Below are 20,153 nucleotides of genomic sequence, written 5' to 3'. Positions count from 1 at the left end.
AAGTCTGTCGATACGTGAATGGAGGGGGTGATATTCGGGCTTTTCATGGCAGATGCGGGGCCCGCAATCCGGCATTTATGTCGCTCATGACGTATTCCATCCGAGCCAGCTCGGTGCGTTTCCGGACGGTCTCCAGCCGTGTGTTGTCGCGGTCCCGACTGACCAGTTCGGACACCGCCGTGTGCACCGCGGGCACCTCGATCCGGGTCAGCGCGTGCAGCGCCGCCTTCGGCGCCACCGGCCGCCGCCGGGCCAGCGTGCGCAGCCCCTGCCGGGCGTGCACGGTCCAGCCGCCGTCGGCGTAGCGCAGCGTCACCCGCGGGCCGAGCGCCGCCGCGCCCAGCCCGTACCCCTTGGGCAGCGGGGCCGTCCGATCGGCCGCGGGCGCGCGGGCCCCGGCGTCGTTCAGCTCGCGCCACACGCGGTGCCGGATCACCGGGGTCAGGGTGACCGCGAAGTACAGCAGCGAGGCCAGCAGCACCCCGTTGACCAGGCCCAGCCGCTCCACGACCAGACCCGCCAGCACGCCGCCGAGCGGGATGCCGGCCATCGCGACGGCCGTGATGATGCCGCCCGCGCGAGCCAGCATCGCCCCGGGCACCCGCTGGTAGATGACCGCGCCGATGGTCGGGTTGACCGAGCACATCACCATGCCGCTCAGGAACGTCACGATCACGATCACGGTGAGGTCGTCGCTGATCGCGAAGATGAGGAAGCGGGGCGCGCCGCCCACGAAGTAGCCGAAGACCAGCGCGCTGTAGCGCGGCAGGTACGGCGCGAGCGTCGCGAACACGACACTGCCCACGATCATGCCGATGGCGTACGCCGCCGCCACCGACCCCAGCGCCACCGGCGAGTGCAGCACGGTGAGCACCCACATCGGCACGAACACCACGGCGCTGGCCTGGTTGAACAGGTTGGTGAAGAACAGCATCCCGGTCACCGCCCGCAGCAGCGGCTCGTTCCGGAAGTAGGTGAACCCGCCCCGCAGCGCGGTCAGGTACGGCTCGTGCGGCGGGGCCGCCCCGGCCGCGCCCTCCCTGCGCGACGCCGGGTCCGGGATGAAGAACACCACCAGCACCGCGGCGATCAGGAAGGTGAGCGCGTCGAACCAGATCGCGCCGACCGCGCCGAACGCCGCGATGGCGACCCCGCCCACCGACGCGCCGATCAGGCCGGACGTGCGCAGCACGCCCTCGCGGGCGGCCGACACCCGGCCGAAGTCCGTCTTCGCCGCGTCCATCAGCGGCTTGAGCAGGTTGTTCTTCGACCGGTCCGCCTGCGCCCGCAGCACCCCGGCCAGCGTGGACAGCACGATCAGCACGCCGAAGCCGAGCTGGCCGGTCAGCGCGATCGCGCCCATCACCACCGCGCTCGCCCCGTCGGACAGGATCGACGTGGTACGCGAGCCGATCCGGTCCTGCAGCGGCGCGGCGAGCACCCCGCTCAGCACGTAGACCAGCGTCTCCGCCCCGGCGACCACGCCGACCTTGACCGGGCTGCCCGTGGTGACCAGCACCAGCCAGGGGATGGCCAGGAACGACATCCGGCCGCCGATGACGGAGATCGCCTCCGCGGCGACCAGACCCGGGATGGCGGCCCGGCGGCGCCAGGGCGACTTCGGCGTCGCGACGGACAAGGCGGCTCCTCCTCATGCGGCCCCGACATTTGTACCAGCAGGGAACCTCCCGCATCGAAGCATCCAGCGGTATCGCCCCGTCGCGCTATGGACACGCCAGGTCGCCGTCGATACGGTGACCTTCGATCCGCGGGGTGCGGCCGCGGTCCGACCGGGGAAGGCGGTTCGCTCGATGCGGTTGCTCATGGTGGGTGCGGACCTGCCCGCTTTGGCCGCCGCAGCCTCCGATGTGGAGGTGACGGTGCTGCTGGGCGCGACCACCCGCGACGGCGGCCTGCCGCTGCCGGACGGGGTGCGCACCGTCTTCGTCGACGACCACAAGAGCATCGACGCCGCCGTGAACGGCCTGCTGCGGGCCGGCTTCGGCCCCGGCTCCTTCGACGCGGTGTACGCCTACGACGACCCTGCGCTGATGACCGCCGCGATGCTGGCCGGGCTGCTCGGCGCGCGCGGCCCGGCACCGCAGACGGTCGCCCGGTTCCGGGACAAGTTCCTGCAGAAGCAGGCGGTGCGCGAGGCGGGGCTGCCGGTCACCGCCTGCACGCTGATCGACGACATCCGCGAGCTGCCGGACGGCTTCCGGCTGCCCTACGCGCGAGCGGTGGTCAAGCCGGTGGCGGGCATGGCCACCCAGTCGACCCATGTGGTGACCGGCGACGCGGAGCTGGCCCGGATCAGCGCGCAGTGCCGCGCGGCGGGCACCACCGCGCGCAACTTCGTGGTCGAGGAGTTCGTGACCGGCGAGGAGTGGTTCGCCGACGGCTACCTGTCCGAGGGGCAGCTGTGCTTCCTCAGCCTCGGCCGGTATGCCCAGCCCTGCCTGAGCGCCGTGCTGGACAAGGCGCCGGTGCAGACGTACCTGCTCGACCCGGTCGCCGACAAGGACGCCTACGAGCTGGCGTCGCCGCTGGTGAGCGCGGCGCTGGCGGCGCTGGGCCTGACCGACGGCGTGTTCCACATGGAGCTGTTCCAGCGGCCCGACGGCAGCCTGGTGTTCAGCGAGTGTGCCGCCCGGCGCGCGGGCGGCCCGATCCGCGACCAGATCCTGTGGAAGTTCGGCGTGGACCTGGCCGCCGACGGGGTACGCGCGCTGCTGGAGCCGGTCGGCCCGGCCCGCACGCAGATCCGCGACGGCGTCGTCGCCGCCACCTTCCTGCCGCTGCGGCCCGGGGTCGTGCTCGGCTTTCCAAGCGCCGCCGAGGTGCTCGCCCAGCCCGACGTGGTGCACGCCCGGCTCTTCGTGCCGAAGGGCATGCGCATCCAGGGCAACGCGGCCAACACGTTCGCCCGGATGGGCGAGATCGTGGTGCACACGGCCGACCTGGACACCGCCCGGCGGCGGCTCACCGAGCTGGCCGACTGGTTCACGGCGCACATCGAGGTGCTGCCGCTCGCGCCGACGCTGCGGGAGCTCTACACCGACCCCCGCAACGCGGACTTCGTACACGCCGCCACCGCGGCCGGCTGAGCAGGCCGCGGTCCGGTCGCACCGAGTCAGATCAGGAGAGGTCGATGCCGCTTCACCCGCAGGTCCAGGCGATGCGCACGCGCCGCGAGGCCAGCCGCACCCCGCAGCTCTACACGCTGTCGGTGGACGAGGCCCGCGCCGCCGACCTGGCCTCGATCCAGGCCTCCGGCGGCGACCTGGAGCACGTCGCCGAGGTGACCGACCGCGAGATCCCCGGGCCGGGCGGCCCGCTGCCGATCCGGATCTACCGGCCGGTCACCGGTGCGGAGCTGCCCGTGCTGGTGTACTTCTTCGGCGGCGGCTGGACCCTGGGCACCATCGACACCTCCGACGCGGTCTGCCGCAGCCTCGCCAACGCGACCGGCTGCCTGGTCGTATCGGCGGGCTACCGGCTGGCCCCGGAGCACCGCTTCCCGGCCGCCGTGCACGACTGCCACGCCGCCGTGCGCTGGGTCGCCGAGCACGCCGCCGAGCTGGGCGCCGACCCGGCCCGCATCGCCGTCGGCGGGGACAGCGCCGGGGGCAACCTGGCCGCCGCGGTGACCCTGCTCGCCCGCGCCGACGGCGACCTGCCGCTGGCCGGGCAGCTGCTGGTGTACCCGAACACGGACTACCACTCGCACACCGCGTCCATGCGCGACGGCACCGACCCGTACCTGTTCAACGCCACCTCGGTCGCCTGGTACTGGGCGAACTACCTGACCCGGCCGGAGGACGGGCTGGACCCGCTGGCCTCCCCGCTGCGCGCCGAGACGCTCACCGGCCTGCCCCCGGCCCTGGTCATCACCGCCGAGTACGACCCGCTACGCGACCAGGCCGAGGAGTACGCGCGCCGCCTCGGGCGCGAAGGCGTGCCGGTGACGCTCACCCGCTACGACGGGATGGTGCACGGCTTCTTCTGCATGGGCGGCGAGCTGGAAGCCGGCCGCCGCGCCCTGGCCCAGGCCGCCCAGCAGCTGCGCACCTGGTTCGCCGGCTGACCCGCGGGCGGCTCAGGCGTACACGCCCGCGAGCCACTCCTCCAGGGCCTTCTGCTCGGCGGCGGCGTCGGCGTCCGCGGCGAAGTGGTGCACCGCCACCCCCACCGGCGCGCCGAACGCGTTGCGGCCGAAGAAGCGGTACATCGCGCTGCCGGTGCGCAGGCCGACGAAGTTCGGGTGGAGGTAGTCCACGACCGCCTCGGTCTCCCCGAGCGGCAGCGCCACCTGGACGGTGTCGTCCTGGCCGGTCTGCGCGGTCAGGCCGAGCGCGGCGCGCAGCGTGGTGAAGCCGCCGGGCGAGTTCGACGCGGCGGGCGCGTCGGTGGACAGGTAGACCACCGGGCGGCGGCTGAAGTGGGCCAGGTACTGCCCGAGGGTGTGCAGGTAGAAGTCGGTGTGCTGGGCGGCGCCGTCGTACTGGTTCGCCCAGTCGTCGGTGAAGACGCCGCTGTGCACGTACCGGAACCGGGTCCGGCCGCCGTCGCGGCCCTCGACGGTGTGCTCGACCTGGTTGAACCAGCCGTCCTCGCCGTCGATCCGGGAGCACAGGTGGTGCGGCGGCTCCCACGCGGTGATGGTGCCGCCGAACGCGGCCGCCCCGCCGACCCGCGGCTCGAACTCCATCGGCCACAGCCAGCCGCCGTTGCCGGTGGTGACGGCGTCCCAGTACTCCTCCGGGGTGGTCGTCAGCTCGCCCTCGCGCACGATCTCGAAGTTCTTACCCATGGTCCTGCTCCTTGTCGGTATCCGCGCCGGACGGCACCGGATCTCGCCTCACCATTTCACCGACAATAAAAGTTGTCAAGGAGGGAAACCTCGTCGGTGTGTCCGGCGGTGCAGTTTCCCCGAAAGTGCACCCTCGATTCCGTCTCAAGCTGCACTTTCCCTGAAACTGTGGGCACGACCGGTCGCCCCGGGCGCGGAGGTCGCGGCCCGGGGCGTGGGGAGGCGGGTGGGGGTCAGGCGATCTGGTCGCGGAGGAGGGCGGCGAGGCGGCGTACGCCCTCCTCCAGGGTGTCCGGGTCGAGGCCGCTGCAGGACAGCCGCAGCGAGTGGGTGCCGCCGTCGGTGTAGAAGAAGCTCATCGGCGTCCACAGCACCCCGTGCCGGGAGGCGGAGACCTCCAGCAGCTTCTCGTCGGCGGCCACCGGCACGTCCAGCACGGCGAAGAAGCCGCCCGCGGGCACGTTCCAGCGGATGCCCGCCTCGTCGCGCCAGGGCGCGGGCAGGTGCCGGTCGAGCGCGTCCAGCAGGCGGCGCAGGTTGCGCCGGTAGAAGGCGATCTTCTCGACGTTGGCGGCCTTCAGGCTGCAACCCGACTCGACCAGCACCCCGCCCACCACCGCCTGCGCGATGGGGGAGGTGTTCACCGTGACCATGCTCTTGATCGTGGACAGCTCCTCGGCCAGCAGCGTGCGCCGTCCGGTGGCGTCGACCACGGTCTGGTCGGCGACCAGGAACCCGATGCGCGCGCCCGGGAACACCGACTTGGCGAACGAGCCGAGGTAGATCACCCGTCGGCGCTCGTCCAGCGACTTCAGCCGGGGCCGGGGGCGGTCGTCGAGCCCGAACAGGCCGTACGGGTCGTCCTCCAGGATCAGCAGGTCCTCGGCCTCGGCCACGTCCAGCAGCGCGTGCCGGGCGGGCAGATCCAGGCAGCGCCCCGACGGGTTCGAGAAGTCCGGCACCAGGTAGAGCGCACGGGCGCGGCGGCCCTGCGCGCGGACCGCGCGGGCGGCCTCGGCGACCCGCCGCGGGTCCAGGCCGTCCCCGTCCTCCGGCACCGGGACCACGTCGATGTTCAGCACCCGGGCGGCACCGGTGATGCCGACGTAGCAGGGCTCGGCGGCGAGCAGCACATCGTCCGGGGTGGCGCACAGGCCGCGCAGGGCCATGATCATGGCCTCCTGGCAGCCCGCGGTGACCGAGATCGCCTCGGCGGGCACCTCGATGCCCTCGTCGGTGGCGAGCATCCGGGCGATCAGGCCGTGGATCTGACCGTTGGTGCGGCCGTACTGCATCAGCGACCGGCGCACCTGCTCCTCGGTCTGTCCCTGCGCCCGCAGGTGTCCGGTGTAGAGGTCCAGGTAGCGGGTGATGTCGGCGGTGTCGTAGAAGCCTTCGTACGGCCGCCCGGCGGCCAGCGAGATCGCGTCGGGGTAGCGGCCGGCCACCTCGTTCAGGAAGTTCATCGAGGCGGCGACGGGGTCGCTCACCGAGGCGTGCATCGCCTCCTTGACCAGCTCCACCACTTCCGGCTCCCTCAGACGTCCGCGCGCTCGGGGGTGAGCACCGCGTCGCGGCCGATGTCGGCCAGCCGGGGGCGCCCGGCCAGCGCCATGGTGTGCGCCAGCTCCTCGCTGAGCAGCCGCAGCAGGTGTGCCACCCCGTCGGCGCCGTCCACCGCCAGGGCCCACAGCGCGGGCCGGCCGACCAGGACCGCGCTCGCGCCCAGGGCCAGTGCCACGAAGACGTCCCGGCCGTGGCGTACGCCGCCGTCCAGCAGCACCGGGCAGCGGCCCGCCACGGCCGCGACCACCTCGGGCAGCGCCCGCAGTGCGGGCACCGCGCCGTCGAGCTGCCGTCCGCCGTGGTTGGACACGATGATCGCGTCGACGCCGTGCTCGACGGCCCGGTCCGCGTCCTCGGCGGTGAGCACGCCCTTGAGCACCAGCGGCAGGTCGGTGAGGCTGCGCAGCCAGGCCAGGTCGGCCCAGGTGACGGTCGGGTCGAAGGTCTGCGCGGCGTGCGCGGCGATGGCGGAGGCGCCGGCGACCGGCTCGTGGGTGGTGGCCATCAGCGCGTCGTCGAGGTTGACGGCGCGGATCGCGGGGTCGACGGCGAAGCCGTTGCGCTGGTCGCGCAGGCGGCGGCCGATCCGCGGCGCGTCGACGGTGAGCACCAGCGCGCGGTAGCCGGCGTCCTGGGCGCGGCGGGCCAGGCCGGCCAGCGCGGAGCGGCGGCGCAGCCAGTACAGCTGGAGCCAGAGCGGTCCGGTCGCGGCCGCCGCGATCTCCTCCAGGCTGCGGCTGGCGAAGATGCTGACCACGAAGAGGGCCCCGGTCGCGCCCGCGCCCCGCGCGGTGGCGACCTCCCCGTCGGGGTGCGCCAGGCGGTGGTACGCCACCGGCGCGACGCCGAGCGGGGCTGCCAGCCTGCCGCCGAGCAGCTTGGTGGTGGTGTCGGTGACCGAGACGTCGACGAGCACGCGCGGGCGCAGCTGGGCGCGGTCGAACAGCCGGCGGTTGGCGTCGAGGGTGAGCTCGGCGCCGCTGCCGCCGTCGATGAAGTCCCAGACGTCCGCGGGCAGCCTCGGCTGGGCCAGAGCGCGGTAGTCGTCGGTGCGCAGGATCGGCAACGGACCTCCACACACTCGTCCCGTCCGCGCCCCACGCTAGAAGAGCTGATCGACGGGACGCAATACCTGGCGATCACTATGCAGTGATTGTCGTAAGAATGATTTAGATACCGTTTTCAATCGAAGGGGCCCTTGTTGTGTCGGCACGCCGACACTCATTGCCGTCTATTCGGACAGTTCAGAGCGCTTCGCCAACAGATCACCATTGAAAGGCTTCACTGCTGAGTCAACAATCGCTACAGTCGCTAACGCGAGCCGCTGGACCCCTTCGGTGACAAACCATGCAGTCATCGGAGGGTCGGGACGGCGCGTGCCCGTCAAGATCTGCGGAGGAGGTGTGATCATGGAGGTCGCCAAGGAGGTCGCCAAGCGCGAGGTTGCTCAGCGCGAGGTTGCCAAGCGCGAGGTTGCTCAGCGCGAGGTCGACGGCGTCGTCGCCTGATCATGAGGTGACAACCGGGGCGCGGCTGCGCCGCGTCCCGGTCCCGTTTCACCGCCGGGCCGGCCGGCCCGAACCCGTCACCACCACGCCCCCGGTGGACGTCGGGTCCGAGGCGAGGCCGCCCCACCCGGCGGACCCGGCTACGCTCGCCCCTCATGAGCAGGGCGGAGCGAGGGTCGGACGCGCTGACGCTGCTGCGCCGCGCCGAACACGTGCTCTTCGCGGCGCTGCTGGCGCTGGGCGCGGTCGAGGCGTGGGTGGACGGGCGGCACCGCCCGGCCGTCGTCGCGGCGGGCGTCGCGGTCGCCGGCTGGTACGCCGTGGGCATGGCGCTGTCGCGCCGCGCCGCCGGACCCCGGCTGGCGATGCTGTGGCTGGCCGTGCTCACCGCCGGCTGGGCCGCGCTGACCGCGCTCTCGCTGTCCTTCGTCTGGCTGGCGTTCGCGCTGTACCTGCTCACCATGCAACTGCTGCCGACCCGGCAGGCCCTGCCCTGGGTGGCCGCGCTCACCGCGGGCGCCGTCGCCGCGGGCGGCCTGCACCGCGGCGGCCTCGACTCCGGCACGGTGCTCGGCCCGGTCTTCGGCGCGGCCGTGGCCATCGTCATCACCGCGGTCTACCGCCGGCTGCGCCGCGAGAGCGAGGCACGGGCCGAGCTGGTCCGCGAGCTGACCGCGGCGCAGGAGCGGCTCGCCGCGACCGAGCGCCGCGAGGGCATCCTCGCCGAACGCGAGCGCCTGGCCCGCGAGATCCACGACACCGTGGCGCAGAACCTGTCCAGCGTGATCCTGCTGCTGCGCGCCGCGCGCGACGCGGCCGATCCGGGTCCCCGGCTGGAGGTCGCCGAGCAGGCGGCGCGCGGCGCGCTGGAGGACACCCGGCGGCTGGTCCGCGCGCTGGCCCCGGCCGAGCTCACCGGACGTTCGCTGCCCGAGGCGCTGGAGCGGGCCGTGGGCGACGTACGCCACTTCGGCGTCGACGCGCGGTTCGTGGTGGACGGCGAGGCCGGTGCGGTCCCGACCCCGATCGCGGTCGCGCTGCTGCGCGCGGCGCAGGGCGCGCTGGCCAACGTGCGTACCCACGCTCAGGCGGGCACGGTCGTGGTGACCCTGGCCTTCCAGCCCGATGCGGTACGCGTGGACGTCGTCGACGACGGCGTCGGCTTCGACCCGCTGCGCCCCGCGGCGGCGCCCTCGGCCGGCACCGGGCTCGGCCTGTCCGCGATGAGCGGCCGCCTCGCCGAGGTGGGCGGGGCGCTGGTGGTCGAGTCCGCCCCCGGCCGGGGCACCGCGGTGAGCGCCACCGCCCCGCTGCCCACGCCCCGGGAGGAGCCGTCGTGATCACCGTGCTCGTCGTCGACGACCATCCGATCGTGCGGGCCGGGCTGCGTGCCACGCTGGAGGCCGACCCCGGCCTGCGGGTGGTCGGCGAGGCCGCGAGCGGCGAGGAGGCGGTGCGGCTGGCCGCCGCGCACACGCCCGACGTCGTGCTGATGGACCTGCAGCTCGGCCCCGGCCTGGACGGCGCGCAGGCCACCGCCCGGGTACGCGAGCTGCCCCGGCCGCCCCGGGTGCTGGTGCTGACCACCTACGACAGTGACGCCGACATCCTGCGCGCGATCGAGGCGGGCGCCATCGGCTACCTGCTCAAGGACGCCGAACCGGCGGACCTGCTGCGGGCCCTGCGCGCGGCGGCCGCGGGGGAGACGGTCCTCGCGCCCTCGGTGGCCACCAGGCTCACCTCGCGCGAGCGCGCCCCCGGGGTCAGCCTCACCCCGCGCGAGGCGCAGGTGCTGCAACTGGTCGCGGGCGGCCACTCCAACTCGGCGATCGCCCGCCAGCTGTTCATCAGCGAGGCGACGGTCAAGTCGCACCTGGTGCAGGTCTTCGCCAAGCTCGGCGTGGACAACCGCACCGCGGCCACCGCCGAGGGCCGCCGCCGCGGCGTCATCCGCTGACCGGACTTCTCCCCGCCCGACCGGCAGCTTCCGGGTTGCCACCGCAACCCGGAAGCTGCCAGGGCCCGCCCACGGGTGCTCCTCGGCCGGTGCGCCCGGGATCGTGGCCGGATCGCAATCCGGCTGCCGTTGCCGGGGTGGCGCGGTGGCCCCACAGTGACGCCATGCGATGGACACGGGTGGCGATCGCACTGCTGCTGGCGGCGGGGCTCATGGGATGTGGCCGCTCCGGCGAGCGGGTGCCATGGGAGGTGACCGCGGTCGGCGACGGCGGTCCGGACCGGGTGCAGATCCAGGTGACGGGCGGCGACGCCGATGAGTTCTGGCTGGTCTCCGACGAGGGCCGCAACCTCGGCCGGGCCGAACGCGCACGCCCCATGACGCCATCGGTGTCGTCCTGTGCCGGGCAGCTGTGCTACCGCGTGGTGACGAGCCTGCTCCGGGTGGAGACGGGCGGCGACGCCGCAGGCTGGACCACGGCCTGGGAGATCGTCGGTGCCGACTACACGCAGCTCGCCGCGGATTACATGCCGCTGGGCGCCCCGGCGACGCACCTGTCGTCGACCTCGGTGGTGGTGCACGAGGTGGGCGGCGGGCGGCACGTCGTGTTCGTCGCGAACGGCCGCGACGGGCTGCTGCACCGCTCGGCCGACGGCCGCTGGCACCGGCTGGGCCTGCCCAAGGGGGGCGAGGGCTGGTACTTCGCGGAGCCGCCGCGGCTGGCCTCCGAGCCGCCCCCGGCCGACCCGTCCTGGGTGGTCGCGGGGCTGGTGACGGCGCTGCTGCTGGCCGCCGGGCTGATCCCGCTCGCGGTCCGCCGGTCCTGGCCCCCGCGCGCCGTCCGGCTCACCGCGGGCACGGCCGTCGGCGGCGGGCTGCTGTCGTACGCGGCCTGCCACGTGCCCGGCGCCGGCATGTTCCCGCCCGCCTTCTACGCGGTCATGCTCGTCACCGCGATCGTGGTGACCGGGCTCGTCGTGATCCTCAACGGCATCGCCCACCACACCGCCGCGCCGCGCTGACCCGCCGTTCGAGAGGCGGTCAGCGGCCGTGCGAGGTGCGCGAGCGCTGCACCAGGGCGTCGATGACGACGGCGGCCAGCAGCACCGTGCCGGTGACGATGAGGCGTACGTCCGAGGAGAGGCTGAGCAGTTCCAGGCCGTTGGCGATGGCGCCGATCACCAGCGCGCCCAGCAGCGGGGCGTAGCGGCGGGTCCGGCCGCCGAACAGGCTGGTGCCGCCGATGACCGCGGCGGCGATCGCGTTGATCAGCGTCTCGCCGCTGCCGGACTGCTGGTTCGCGAAGCCGAGCCGCATCGCCGCGACCACGCCGCTGACCGCCGCCAGCGTGCTGCACAGCGCGAACACCGAGATCCGGATCGCGTCCACGTTGATGCCCGCGCGCCGGGCCGCCTCGATGTTGCCGCCCACCGCGAAGATCTTGCGGCCGTACCCGGTGCGCCGCAGCAGCCAGTCGAAGAACACCACGATCAGCACCATGAACACGAACGTCCACGGCACGCCCCGGTCCAGGTACAGCTTCAGGACGATGACCTCCAGCAGCACGAACAGGGCCACGGCCACCGCGACCGGCAGCCACAGCGGCATCACGGGCAGCCCGGCCGCGCTCCGGCGGCGGCGCGTCATCAGGTTGACCACCAGGTAGAGCACCGGGACCAGCGCGGCCAGCAGGAGCGCCAGCCAGCGCGGCACGAACGAGAACTGCGCCCAGCGCACCAGCGTGCCCGCCGGGGGAAGGTTGATGGTGCCCTGCTCGCCGAGCACCCGCAGCTGTACGCCCTGCCAGATGAGCAGGCCGGCCAGGGTCACGATGAACGAGGGCACGCCGATCCGGGCGAAGATGGTGCCCTGCAGCGCGCCGATGAGCGTGCCCACGAGCACCGCGATCAGCACCGCGAGCAGCGGGGCGGAGGCGTGGTTGACGTGGGTGACCAGCAGCACCGCGGCGGCCAGGCCGCTGACCGAGCCGATGGACAGGTCGATCTCGCCGAGCATCAGCACCAGCGTGATGCCGGTGGCCATGATGCCCAGCGCGGCGATCTGCAGACAGAGGTTGACCAGGTTGAACGCGTTGAGGAAGGTCGGGTTCAGGCTCTGGAACACGACCACGATCAGGACCAGCCCGATGATGATGGGCAGCGAGCCGATGTCGCCGGTGCGCAGCGTCTGCAGCCAGCCGCCGACCGCCTCCTTCGGGGTGCTCAGCTCGGTCGCCGGGGTGGGCGGGGGCACCGCCGGGTCGGTCACGGGATCGGTCATCAGGCGCCGCCCTCCGGGCCGCCGGACGCCAGCGGGTCGTCGCCGGAGGTCTGCGCGCGCAGCCGGGCCACCCGCTCGCTGACCACGTTCTGGGTCGCGCCGGTGATCGCCGCGATGATCTGCTCGTTGCTCACCTCGCCGATGTGGAACACGCCGTTGTTGCGGCCGAGCCGCAGCACTGCGACCCGGTCCGCGACGGCCTGCACGTCCACCATGTTGTGGCTGATCAGGAGCACGCCGAGGCCGCGGTCGCGCAACCGCTCGATGAGGTTGAGCACCTGCGCGGTCTGCGCCACGCCGAGCGCGGCGGTGGGCTCGTCCAGCAGCACCACCTTCGGGTCGCCGAGCAGCGATCGGGAGATCGCCACGGTCTGCCGCTGACCGCCGGACAGGGACGCGACGGGCAGCCGTACGCTCGGGATCCGCGCGGCCAGCTCGCGCAGCAGGTTGCCGCTGCGCCGCTCCATCTCCACCTCGTCCAGCGCCGCGCCGCGCTTGAGCTCACGGCCCAGGAACAGGTTGTTGACGACGTCCAGGTTGTCGCACAGCGCCAGGTCCTGGAAAACGGTGGCGATGCCCAGCTCCTGCGCCGCGTGCGGGCTGTCGACCCGCACCTCGCGCCCCGCGAACGTGATCGTGCCACTGTCCGGCGGCCCCACCCCGCAGATGACCTTGACCAGTGTGGACTTGCCCGCGCCGTTGTCCCCGACCAGCGCGACCACCTCCCCGGCGGCCACGTCCAGGTCCACCTCGGTCAGCGCCTGCACCGCCCCGAACCGCTTGCTGATCCCGCGCAGCGACAGGATCGCCTCCCTCGCCCCGCTCACCGCCACCCCCTATAGGGAAGGAAGGGCACCTTCTTAACGCTTTCCGTAGAGGAAGGTGCCCTTCTTAACGCTGTCGCCCGCTGCGCCGCCCGGTTCAGGTGAGGCCCGCCGCCTGGCAGGCGGCCGCGTACGTCTGGGTGCAGATCTGCTCGACCGTGTACAGCTTGTCCGCGACCACGGTGTCCTTGATGTTCTGCTTGTTCACCGCCTGCGGCTCCAGCAGGAACGAGGGCACGTCCACCGCGCCGTTGTCGACGGTCCGGTCCGTCGTCGGCTTCTCGCCCTTGACCAGCGCGACCGCCAGCTCCGCGGCCTTGTCGGCCTCCGGCTGGAACGCCTTGTAGACCGTCATGTACTGGTCACCGTTGACGATGCGCTGGATCGCGGCGAGTTCGGCGTCCTGGCCCGTGGTGGGCGGGACCGGGCTCATGCCCGCGGCGCGCATGGCCGAGATCGCCCCGCCGGCGGTGCCGTCGTTGGCGGCGTACACCCCGACGAATCCGTCCTTGCCGAGCTGCGAGATCTGACCCTCCATGAAGCGCTGGGCGTTCTCCGGCTTCCACTCGGGCGTGAAGAAGTCGGGCGTCGGCACGGTCTTGAAGCCGGAGGTGTCCAGCACCGAGTGGGCGCCCTTGTTGAACTGCTTGGCGTTGTTGTCCGTCGGCGAGCCGTTGATCATGACGACGTTCCCGGCCGTCTTGCCCAGCTCCTTGAGCCGGCTGACCAGTGACTCGCCCTGCAGTTGGCCGACGCGCTCGTTGTCGAAGGAGATGTAGTAGTCCACCGGCGCGTTCTGGATGAGCCGGTCGTACGAGATCACCGGCACGTTCTTCGACTTCGCCAGCGACACGATGGTGGCCGCCGCGGCGCCGTCGACCGGGTCGAGCACCAGCACCTGCGCGCCGTTGTTGAGCGCCGCCTCGGCCTGCTGCTGCTGGCGGCTCTGATCCTGCTGGGCGTTGCTGTAGATGACCTCGCAGTCGGCGCACAGCTCTTTGACCTTGGCCTCGAACAGCGGCCGGTCGTGCTGCTCGTACCGCGTGGTCTGCGATTCCGGGAGCAGCAGCGCGATCTTCCCACCGCTTCCGGACCCGGACTGCGAACCGCCGCTCTCACACGCGGCCACACCGAACGCGACCAGGAGAACGGCGGAGACGGCAACGGCGAGGCGCCGCGAGATCATGCGAACCCCCTTGCGGCCGGCTCGCCGGGCGCGCCGGCACGGATAGGCGATACGAACAATCCTATATCTCACCTATGCCCGCATATTCCCGTATCGCAAAACCCGATGATCACGACGATCTTGCGCGAACTGTTAGGGATATGCCCGATATGGGCGTGTCGCACCCACAGTTCACGCAAGATCGGCGCCGCGACCGACACGCCGGGCATGGCGAGAGGCCCGGATCAACGCTGATCCGGGCCTCTCGTCGGGGGGATGGGTCGGGGTATGGGGGACGACTGTCAGCAGGAGGTCTGGATGCCTCGGTCAGCCAGCCAGCCGTCGGGGTTGATCTGGTTCCACATGCTGCCCTTGTGCACCTCGAAGTGCAGGTGCGGGCCGGTCGAGTCGCCGGTGGAGCCCTCGTAGCCGATGGTGTCGCCGGCCTTGACCTCGTCGCCGACGGCGACGGCGTCACGGGACATGTGGGCGTAGTGGGTCAGGTAGCCGTTGTGGTGGTCGACCACGACGGAGATGCCGTAACCGCTGTACGCCCAGCCGGTGCTGACGACCGTGCCCTTGCCGACGGCGCGGATGGGGGTGCCGTTCGGCATCGCGAAGTCGATGCCGGCGTGCAGCACGCCCCAGCGCTGGCCGAAGCAGGAGGTGACCTCCGCGCCCTTCATGGGCATCACCCAGGCGGGCGGCTTGGGCGCGGCGGGCTTCGGCTTGGGCGCGGCTGCCTTCTTCACCGTCGCCTTCGGCTTGGGCGACGCCGAGGGGGAGCTGCTGGGGGAGGCGCTGGGCGACGCCGACGGGGTGACCGTCGGCACCGCGCGCTGGGCGCGGGTCGCGGCGTCGGCGATCGCCTGTCGCTGGGTCTCCCAGGCGGACACGTTCGTGATCGCCTGGGTCTCGGTGGGGGTCTCGCCGCCGTCGGCGTTCGCCGCGCTGATGAGCCCGAATGCGCTGACCCCGGCCAGGGCCGTCACGGCCAGAGCCAGGCGGGAGTGCCGGGCGAGGCCACCGCGAACCATTCCGCCGGTCTGGGCGAGGCGGTCACGGCTCTTGTCGAGGGTGCCGGGGACGCTGTGCTTGCCACGTCTGAAGTAAGTCACGGGGGTTGGGGGCCTTCCGTCATCGCCGTTGATACGGGAGCGCCCATATTGCCTGCTCAGTGAGGCTACTCACCAGCGCGGTCAGGAATCATCTGCCCTGAAGGGTGAACTTTCCTCCCCTTCTAGGGGCTTGCCGGGTGTTTCGTCACGTCTTGCGTTCCTGTGATCTGGCTCACATCATGTCCGTATTGCTGGCATTTACCCCTACGGGCTGACCGCATTCTGTGCCCGTTTTATGCAATCAAAGCTCCTCTCAGGCTGCCAAAACAGCACTAAACGGAGCTTTGATCTTGAGGGTTTTTTCAGTGCAGCATGACCGGCAGCCGATCCAGGCCGCGTAGCAGCGCTCCGGGACGCCATGCCAGCTCGTCCAGCGGCTGCGCCGCGCGCAGCTTCGGGAACCGCTCCAGCAGGCCGGTGAACGCGATCTGCCCCTCCAGCCGGGCCAGCGGGGCGCCCAGGCAGTAGTGGATGCCGTGGCCGAACGCCAGGTGCTGGTTGTCCGTGCGGGCCGGGTCGAAGCGCTCCGGGTCGGCGAAGGCGGCCGGGTCGTGGTTGGCCGACAGCAGGCTGATCATGACGACCGCGCCGGCCGGGACGGTCACCCCGTCGAACTCCACCGGCTCGGTGGCCATCCGGATGGTGGACGTCTTGACCGGGCTCTCGTAGCGCAGGAACTCCTCGATCGCGGGGGAGAGCTGCTCGGGGTTCGCGCGCAGGTGCGCCATCCGGTCCGGGTGGCTCAGCAGCAGGTAGACGCCGTTGCCGATGAGGTTGACCGTGGTCTCGTGCCCGGCGAGCAGCAGCAGGAACACCAGCGAGGTCAGCTCGTCCTCGGAGAGCCGGTCGCCCTCGTCGGCCGCCGAGATCAGCCCGGACAGCAGTGCGTGGTCGGGCTCGGCGCGCTTGCGCGCGATCAGCTCGCGCACGTAGTCGTTCATCGAGGTGGCCGCCGCCAGCGCGTCGCCCTGCGCGAGGGCGCTCGCGATGATGGTGTTCGACCAGGTCCGGAAGCTGTCCCGGTCGTCGATGGGCACGCCGAGCAGCTCGCAGATGACCTGCAGCGGCAGCGGGAACGCGTACTCGCCGATCAGGTCGACCTCGTCGCGCCCGGCGAAGCCGTCGAGCAGCTCGTCGGAGATGCGCTGCACGTCCGGGCGCAGGTCGGCGATGCGCCGGGCGGTGAACACGGAGGAGACCAGCTTGCGCAGCCGGGTGTGGTTCGGCGGGTCGGCGCTGAGCATGTGCGAGTCCATCGCCCGGCGCAGCTCGTCCGGCCACCCGCCGCTGGTGCGGACGGGGGCGTCCTTGACGCTCTTGCTCAGCCGGGGGTCGTTGAGCGCGCGGCGGGCGTCGTCGTAGCGCGTGATGAGCCAGGCGTTCAGGTTGGGGCCGAGCGGGATCTCGTGAGCCGGGCTGTCCTCGCGCAGCCGGGCGTGGATCGGGTGTGGATCGGACGTCGCCTCAGGACCGAACGGATGCATGCTGGAACGTTACCAATCGATGTCCGGTTTCGACGCCCCGCGCGAGTGAACGGCGGGTTGCCCGGTTCGCCCCCCGAATGCGCGGTGTTGCGCGTGGAAACGCTCCCGGAAAACCGTACGAACGGCACAAGTGTCGATACCTGTGCCATACGTCACCAGCTCCTCCTAAATTCCCTGACCGGCCGTTAAGGTCCGCGCAAGACTGGTTGTCGAGGAGTGGGGGTCACGATGACGAAGTACGTGTACGACTTCGCCGAGGGGAACAAGGACCTCAAGGACCTGCTCGGCGGAAAGGGCGCGAACCTCGCCGAGATGGTGCGTCTCGGGCTGCCGGTCCCGCCCGGCTTCACCATCACCACCGAGGCGTGCCGGGAGTACCTGGCCGCCGGCCGCCCGCCGGACGAGCTCGCCGCGCAGGTCGACGCGCACCTCGCCGCGCTGGAGGCGACCATGGGCCGCCGCCTGGGCGACCCGGCCGACCCGCTGCTGGTGTCCGTACGCTCCGGCGCGAAGTTCTCCATGCCCGGCATGATGGAGACGGTGCTCAACGTCGGGCTGACCGACTCCAGCGTGCACGGGCTGGCCGCCCGCAGCGGCAACGAGCGCTTCGCCTGGGACTCGTACCGCCGCCTGATCCAGATGTTCGGCAAGACCGTCTGCGACGTGCCCGGCGAGGCGTTCGAGCACGCCATGGACCGGGTCAAGGGCGCGCGCGCCGACGTCGACCTCACCACCGAGGAGCTGCGCGGGCTGGTCGGCGAGTTCAAGGCCATCTTCGCCGAGCACACTGGACGCGACTTCCCGCAGGACCCGCGCGAGCAGATGGACCTGGCGACCAACGCCGTCTTCGACTCCTGGAACGCCGAGCGCGCCGTGCTCTACCGCCGCCAGGAGCGTATCCCGGCCGATCTGGGCACCGCGGTGAACATCGTGGCGATGGTCTTCGGCAACCTCGGCCCCGACTCGGGCACCGGCGTGGCCTTCACCCGCGACCCGGCCACCGGCGCGCGCGGCGTGTACGGCGACTACCTGGCCAACGCCCAGGGCGAGGACGTGGTGGCCGGCATCCGCAACACGGTGCCGCTGCAGGAGCTGGAGCAGCTCGACCCGAAGTCGTTCGCGGAGCTGATGGGCATCATGGCCACGCTGGAGGGCCACTACCGCGACCTGTGCGACATCGAGTTCACCATCGAGGCCGGGCGGCTGTGGATGCTGCAGACACGGGTGGGCAAGCGCACCGCGGCCGCGGCGTTCATCATCGCCTCGCAGCTCGTCGACGAGGGCATGATCGACCTGGACGAGGCGCTGCGCCGGCAGAGCGGCGCCCGGCTGGCCCAGCTGATGTTCCCCGCCTTCGACGACAAGGACGTGGGCGAGCCGCTGGCCAAGGGCATCGCCGCCTCGCCCGGCGCGGCCGTCGGGCGGGCTGTGTTCGACAGCGCCCGCGCGGTGGCGGAGGCGGCCAAGGGGGAGAAGGTCATCCTGGTCCGCCGGGAGACCAATCCCGACGACCTGCCCGGCATGATCGCCGCGCAGGGCATCCTGACCAGCCGGGGCGGCAAGACCTCGCACGCCGCCGTGGTCGCTCGCGGCATGGGCAAGACGTGCGTGTGCGGCGCGGACGCGCTGGAGGTGGACACCGCCGGGAAGCAGTTCACCACCAACGGGACCACCGTGCGCGAGGGCGACCTGATCTCGATCGACGGCACCTCCGGCGCGATCTTCCTCGGCGAGGTGCCGGTGCAGCCCAGCCCGGTGGTGCGCTACTTCGACGGCGACCTGGCGCCCGATGCCGATCCGCTGGTCGCGGCGGTGCACCGGCTGCTCACCCGGGCCGACGAGCGGCGCCGGCTGGGCGTACGCGCCAATGCCGACACCGGGGAGGACGCCGCCCGGGCCCGGCGCTTCGGTGCGCAGGGCATCGGGCTGTGCCGCACCGAGCACATGTTCCTCGGCGAGCGCCGGGCGATGGTGGAGCGGCTGATCCTCGCCGACGGGCCGCAGGAGCAGCAGCGCGCGCTCGACGCGCTGCTGCCGCTGCAGCGCGAGGACTTCGCCGAGATCTTCCGGGCGATGGACGGGCTGCCGGTGACCATCCGGCTGATCGACCCGCCGCTGCACGAGTTCCTGCCGCCGCTGGAGGAGCTGGCCGTGGCGGTGGCCACCGCGGACACGCCCGACCCGCACCAGGAGGCGCTGCTCGCGGCGGTGCGCCGGATGCACGAGCAGAACCCGATGCTGGGGCTGCGCGGCGTACGCCTCGGCCTGGTCATCCCCGGGCTGTTCGGGATGCAGGTGCGGGCCATCGCGCAGGCGGCGGCGAAGGTCCGCGGCGAGGGCGGCGATCCGCGCCCCGAGATCATGGTGCCGCTGGTCGGCGCGGTGCAGGAGCTGGAGGCGGTACGCGCCGACGCCGAACGCATCCTCGCCGAGGAGGGCACGGCGGGCACCCCGATCGGCACGATGATCGAGGTGCCGCGCGCCGCCCTGACCGCCGGGCAGATCGCCGAGGCGGCCGACTTCTTCTCCTTCGGCACCAACGACCTGACCCAGATGGGCTGGGGGTTCTCGCGGGACGACGTGGAGGGCTCGTTCTTCAGCCGATACCTGGAGCTGGGCGTGTTCGGGGTGTCGCCGTTCGAGACGCTGGACCGCGACGGTATCGGGCGGCTGGTGCGCATCGCCGTGCAGGAGGGGCGGCAGGCGCGGCCCGATCTGAAGATCGGCGTGTGCGGCGAGCACGGCGGCGACCCGGAGTCGGTGCGCTTCTTCGACGAGGCCGGGCTCGACTACGTCTCGTGCTCGCCGTTCCGCGTCCCCGTGGCGCGCCTGGAGGCCGGCCGCGCGGCGCTTTGACCTGCGAGAGGTTAGGAAGGGCACCTTCTACTACGGAAAACGATAAGAAGGTGCCCTTCCTTTCTCGGGGGTGGGTTTGTGGGCGGTGGCAGGAGGGAAGCGAGGAGCGTACGCTTTCGGCACTCTGTCCACACCGGAGGAGGCGGCGATGGGGCTGCGCTGGCAAGGCACCGCGGTGGACGCCGGAGATCCGGCGCGGCTGGCTCGCTGGTGGGCGGAGGTGCTGCACTTCCAGATCCTGGAAGAGCGGCCCGACGCGGTGTCGATCGCACCGGATCAGGGCGAGTATCCCGGGATGATGTTCGTGCGGGCGCCCGACGCGAAGGTGGGCCGCAACCGGCTGCCGCTGGAGCTGGACAGCGAGGACCTGGTGAGCGACATCGAGCGGCTGATGGACATGGGTGCGCGGCACGTGCCCGCGCAGCCGGCGGGCGCGGGGTGGACGCTGCTGGCCGATCCGGAGGGCAACGAGTTCCGGCTGTTCCCGCCGCGTCCCTGAGCGCCGCCGCCGAAAGTTTCATCGTGCTGTTCGATCCCAGGGTTCGGCGTTCGTGAATATGGGAGCGTTTCCATAGGTCAGCG

16 protein-coding genes are annotated in these 20,153 nt (G+C 72.1%); 7 read left to right on the top strand and 9 right to left on the bottom strand.

Going from position 1 to position 20,153, the window contains the following annotated elements; genetic code table 11:
• Positions 1 to 43: 43 nt before the first annotated feature.
• On the bottom strand, positions 44 to 1,639 hold the full coding sequence (locus CS0771_RS38235; protein WP_212845482.1) for an MFS transporter: 1,596 nt from the start codon (positions 1,637 to 1,639) through the stop codon (positions 44 to 46).
• A gap of 172 nt (positions 1,640 to 1,811) precedes the next feature.
• On the opposite strand from CS0771_RS38235, the gene CS0771_RS38230 reads away from it, so the two are divergent.
• Together CS0771_RS38230 and CS0771_RS38225 are read left to right on the top strand one after the other, a co-directional pair.
• Positions 1,812 to 3,107: an acetyl-CoA carboxylase biotin carboxylase subunit family protein gene (locus CS0771_RS38230; RefSeq protein WP_212845481.1), complete on the top strand. Its 1,296-nt coding sequence runs from the start codon at positions 1,812 to 1,814 to the stop codon at positions 3,105 to 3,107.
• Between the two features lie 44 nt (positions 3,108 to 3,151).
• Complete coding sequence (locus CS0771_RS38225) at positions 3,152 to 4,087, top strand: alpha/beta hydrolase (RefSeq protein ID WP_212845480.1); 936 nt, start codon at positions 3,152 to 3,154, stop codon at positions 4,085 to 4,087.
• Positions 4,088 to 4,099: 12 nt separating this feature from the next.
• Here CS0771_RS38225 and CS0771_RS38220 read toward each other — a convergent pair whose 3' ends face one another.
• The 3 genes from CS0771_RS38220 to CS0771_RS38210 form a co-directional block, all read right to left on the bottom strand.
• Positions 4,100 to 4,813, bottom strand: coding sequence for an SRPBCC domain-containing protein (locus CS0771_RS38220; protein ID WP_212845479.1), 714 nt, complete (start codon positions 4,811 to 4,813; stop codon positions 4,100 to 4,102).
• 233 nt (positions 4,814 to 5,046) lie between these two features.
• Positions 5,047 to 6,315 (bottom strand): PLP-dependent aminotransferase family protein, encoded by a 1,269-nt coding sequence (locus CS0771_RS38215; protein ID WP_371821608.1) that lies wholly within the window; start codon positions 6,313 to 6,315, stop codon positions 5,047 to 5,049.
• Between the two features lie 35 nt (positions 6,316 to 6,350).
• Positions 6,351 to 7,445: an alpha-hydroxy acid oxidase gene (locus CS0771_RS38210; protein WP_244871275.1), complete on the bottom strand. Its 1,095-nt coding sequence runs from the start codon at positions 7,443 to 7,445 to the stop codon at positions 6,351 to 6,353.
• Positions 7,446 to 8,042: 597 nt separating this feature from the next.
• Between CS0771_RS38210 and CS0771_RS38205 the strand changes: the two genes are divergently transcribed.
• The 3 genes from CS0771_RS38205 to CS0771_RS38195 all read left to right on the top strand — a co-directional run bounded on the left by CS0771_RS38205 (position 8,043) and on the right by CS0771_RS38195 (position 10,866).
• Positions 8,043 to 9,227 carry a sensor histidine kinase gene (locus CS0771_RS38205; RefSeq protein WP_212845478.1) on the top strand — a complete coding sequence of 395 codons (1,185 nt, stop codon included), beginning with the start codon at positions 8,043 to 8,045 and terminating at the stop codon, positions 9,225 to 9,227.
• Complete coding sequence (locus tag CS0771_RS38200; RefSeq protein WP_212845477.1) at positions 9,224 to 9,844, top strand: response regulator transcription factor; 621 nt, start codon at positions 9,224 to 9,226, stop codon at positions 9,842 to 9,844. The genes CS0771_RS38205 and CS0771_RS38200 overlap by 4 nt, the downstream gene beginning before the upstream one ends.
• A 164-nt stretch (positions 9,845 to 10,008) precedes the next feature.
• Positions 10,009 to 10,866, top strand: coding sequence for a hypothetical protein (locus CS0771_RS38195; protein ID WP_212845476.1), 858 nt, complete (start codon positions 10,009 to 10,011; stop codon positions 10,864 to 10,866).
• 19 nt (positions 10,867 to 10,885) lie between these two features.
• Here the strand turns inward: CS0771_RS38195 and CS0771_RS38190 are convergent, their stop codons facing one another.
• The 5 genes from CS0771_RS38190 to CS0771_RS38170 all read right to left on the bottom strand — a co-directional run bounded on the left by CS0771_RS38190 (position 10,886) and on the right by CS0771_RS38170 (position 16,715).
• Complete coding sequence (locus tag CS0771_RS38190) at positions 10,886 to 12,124, bottom strand: sugar ABC transporter permease (protein WP_212845475.1); 1,239 nt, start codon at positions 12,122 to 12,124, stop codon at positions 10,886 to 10,888.
• Entirely contained in the window at positions 12,124 to 12,951 is an 828-nt protein-coding gene (locus tag CS0771_RS38185) for an ATP-binding cassette domain-containing protein (protein ID WP_244871274.1), read from the bottom strand. Before CS0771_RS38185 ends, CS0771_RS38190 begins: the two co-directional genes overlap by 1 nt.
• Positions 12,952 to 13,045: 94 nt before the next feature.
• A complete protein-coding gene (locus tag CS0771_RS38180) occupies positions 13,046 to 14,134 on the bottom strand; it encodes a sugar ABC transporter substrate-binding protein (RefSeq protein WP_212845474.1) in 1,089 nt (362 codons plus the stop codon).
• Positions 14,135 to 14,415: 281 nt separating this feature from the next.
• Entirely contained in the window at positions 14,416 to 15,231 is an 816-nt protein-coding gene (locus CS0771_RS38175) for a M23 family metallopeptidase (RefSeq protein WP_244871273.1), read from the bottom strand.
• A gap of 302 nt (positions 15,232 to 15,533) precedes the next feature.
• Complete coding sequence (locus tag CS0771_RS38170) at positions 15,534 to 16,715, bottom strand: cytochrome P450 (RefSeq protein WP_212845473.1); 1,182 nt, start codon at positions 16,713 to 16,715, stop codon at positions 15,534 to 15,536.
• Between the two features lie 228 nt (positions 16,716 to 16,943).
• Between CS0771_RS38170 and ppdK the strand changes: the two genes are divergently transcribed.
• Both ppdK and CS0771_RS38160 read left to right on the top strand, forming a co-directional pair.
• The gene (ppdK, locus tag CS0771_RS38165) at positions 16,944 to 19,571 is read left to right on the top strand and encodes a pyruvate, phosphate dikinase (RefSeq protein ID WP_212845472.1); all 2,628 of its coding nucleotides are present in this window, start codon (positions 16,944 to 16,946) and stop codon (positions 19,569 to 19,571) included.
• A 148-nt stretch (positions 19,572 to 19,719) separates the two neighbouring features.
• A complete protein-coding gene (locus CS0771_RS38160; RefSeq protein ID WP_212845471.1) occupies positions 19,720 to 20,070 on the top strand; it encodes a VOC family protein in 351 nt (116 codons plus the stop codon).
• Positions 20,071 to 20,153: the final 83 nt, after the last annotated feature.

The organism is Catellatospora sp. IY07-71 (genome assembly GCF_018326265.1).
Classification (GTDB): Bacteria; Actinomycetota; Actinomycetes; order Mycobacteriales; family Micromonosporaceae; genus Catellatospora.
Note: the sequence above shows the minus strand (reverse complement) of the source record. Positions and strands in the feature narration are given on the sequence as shown.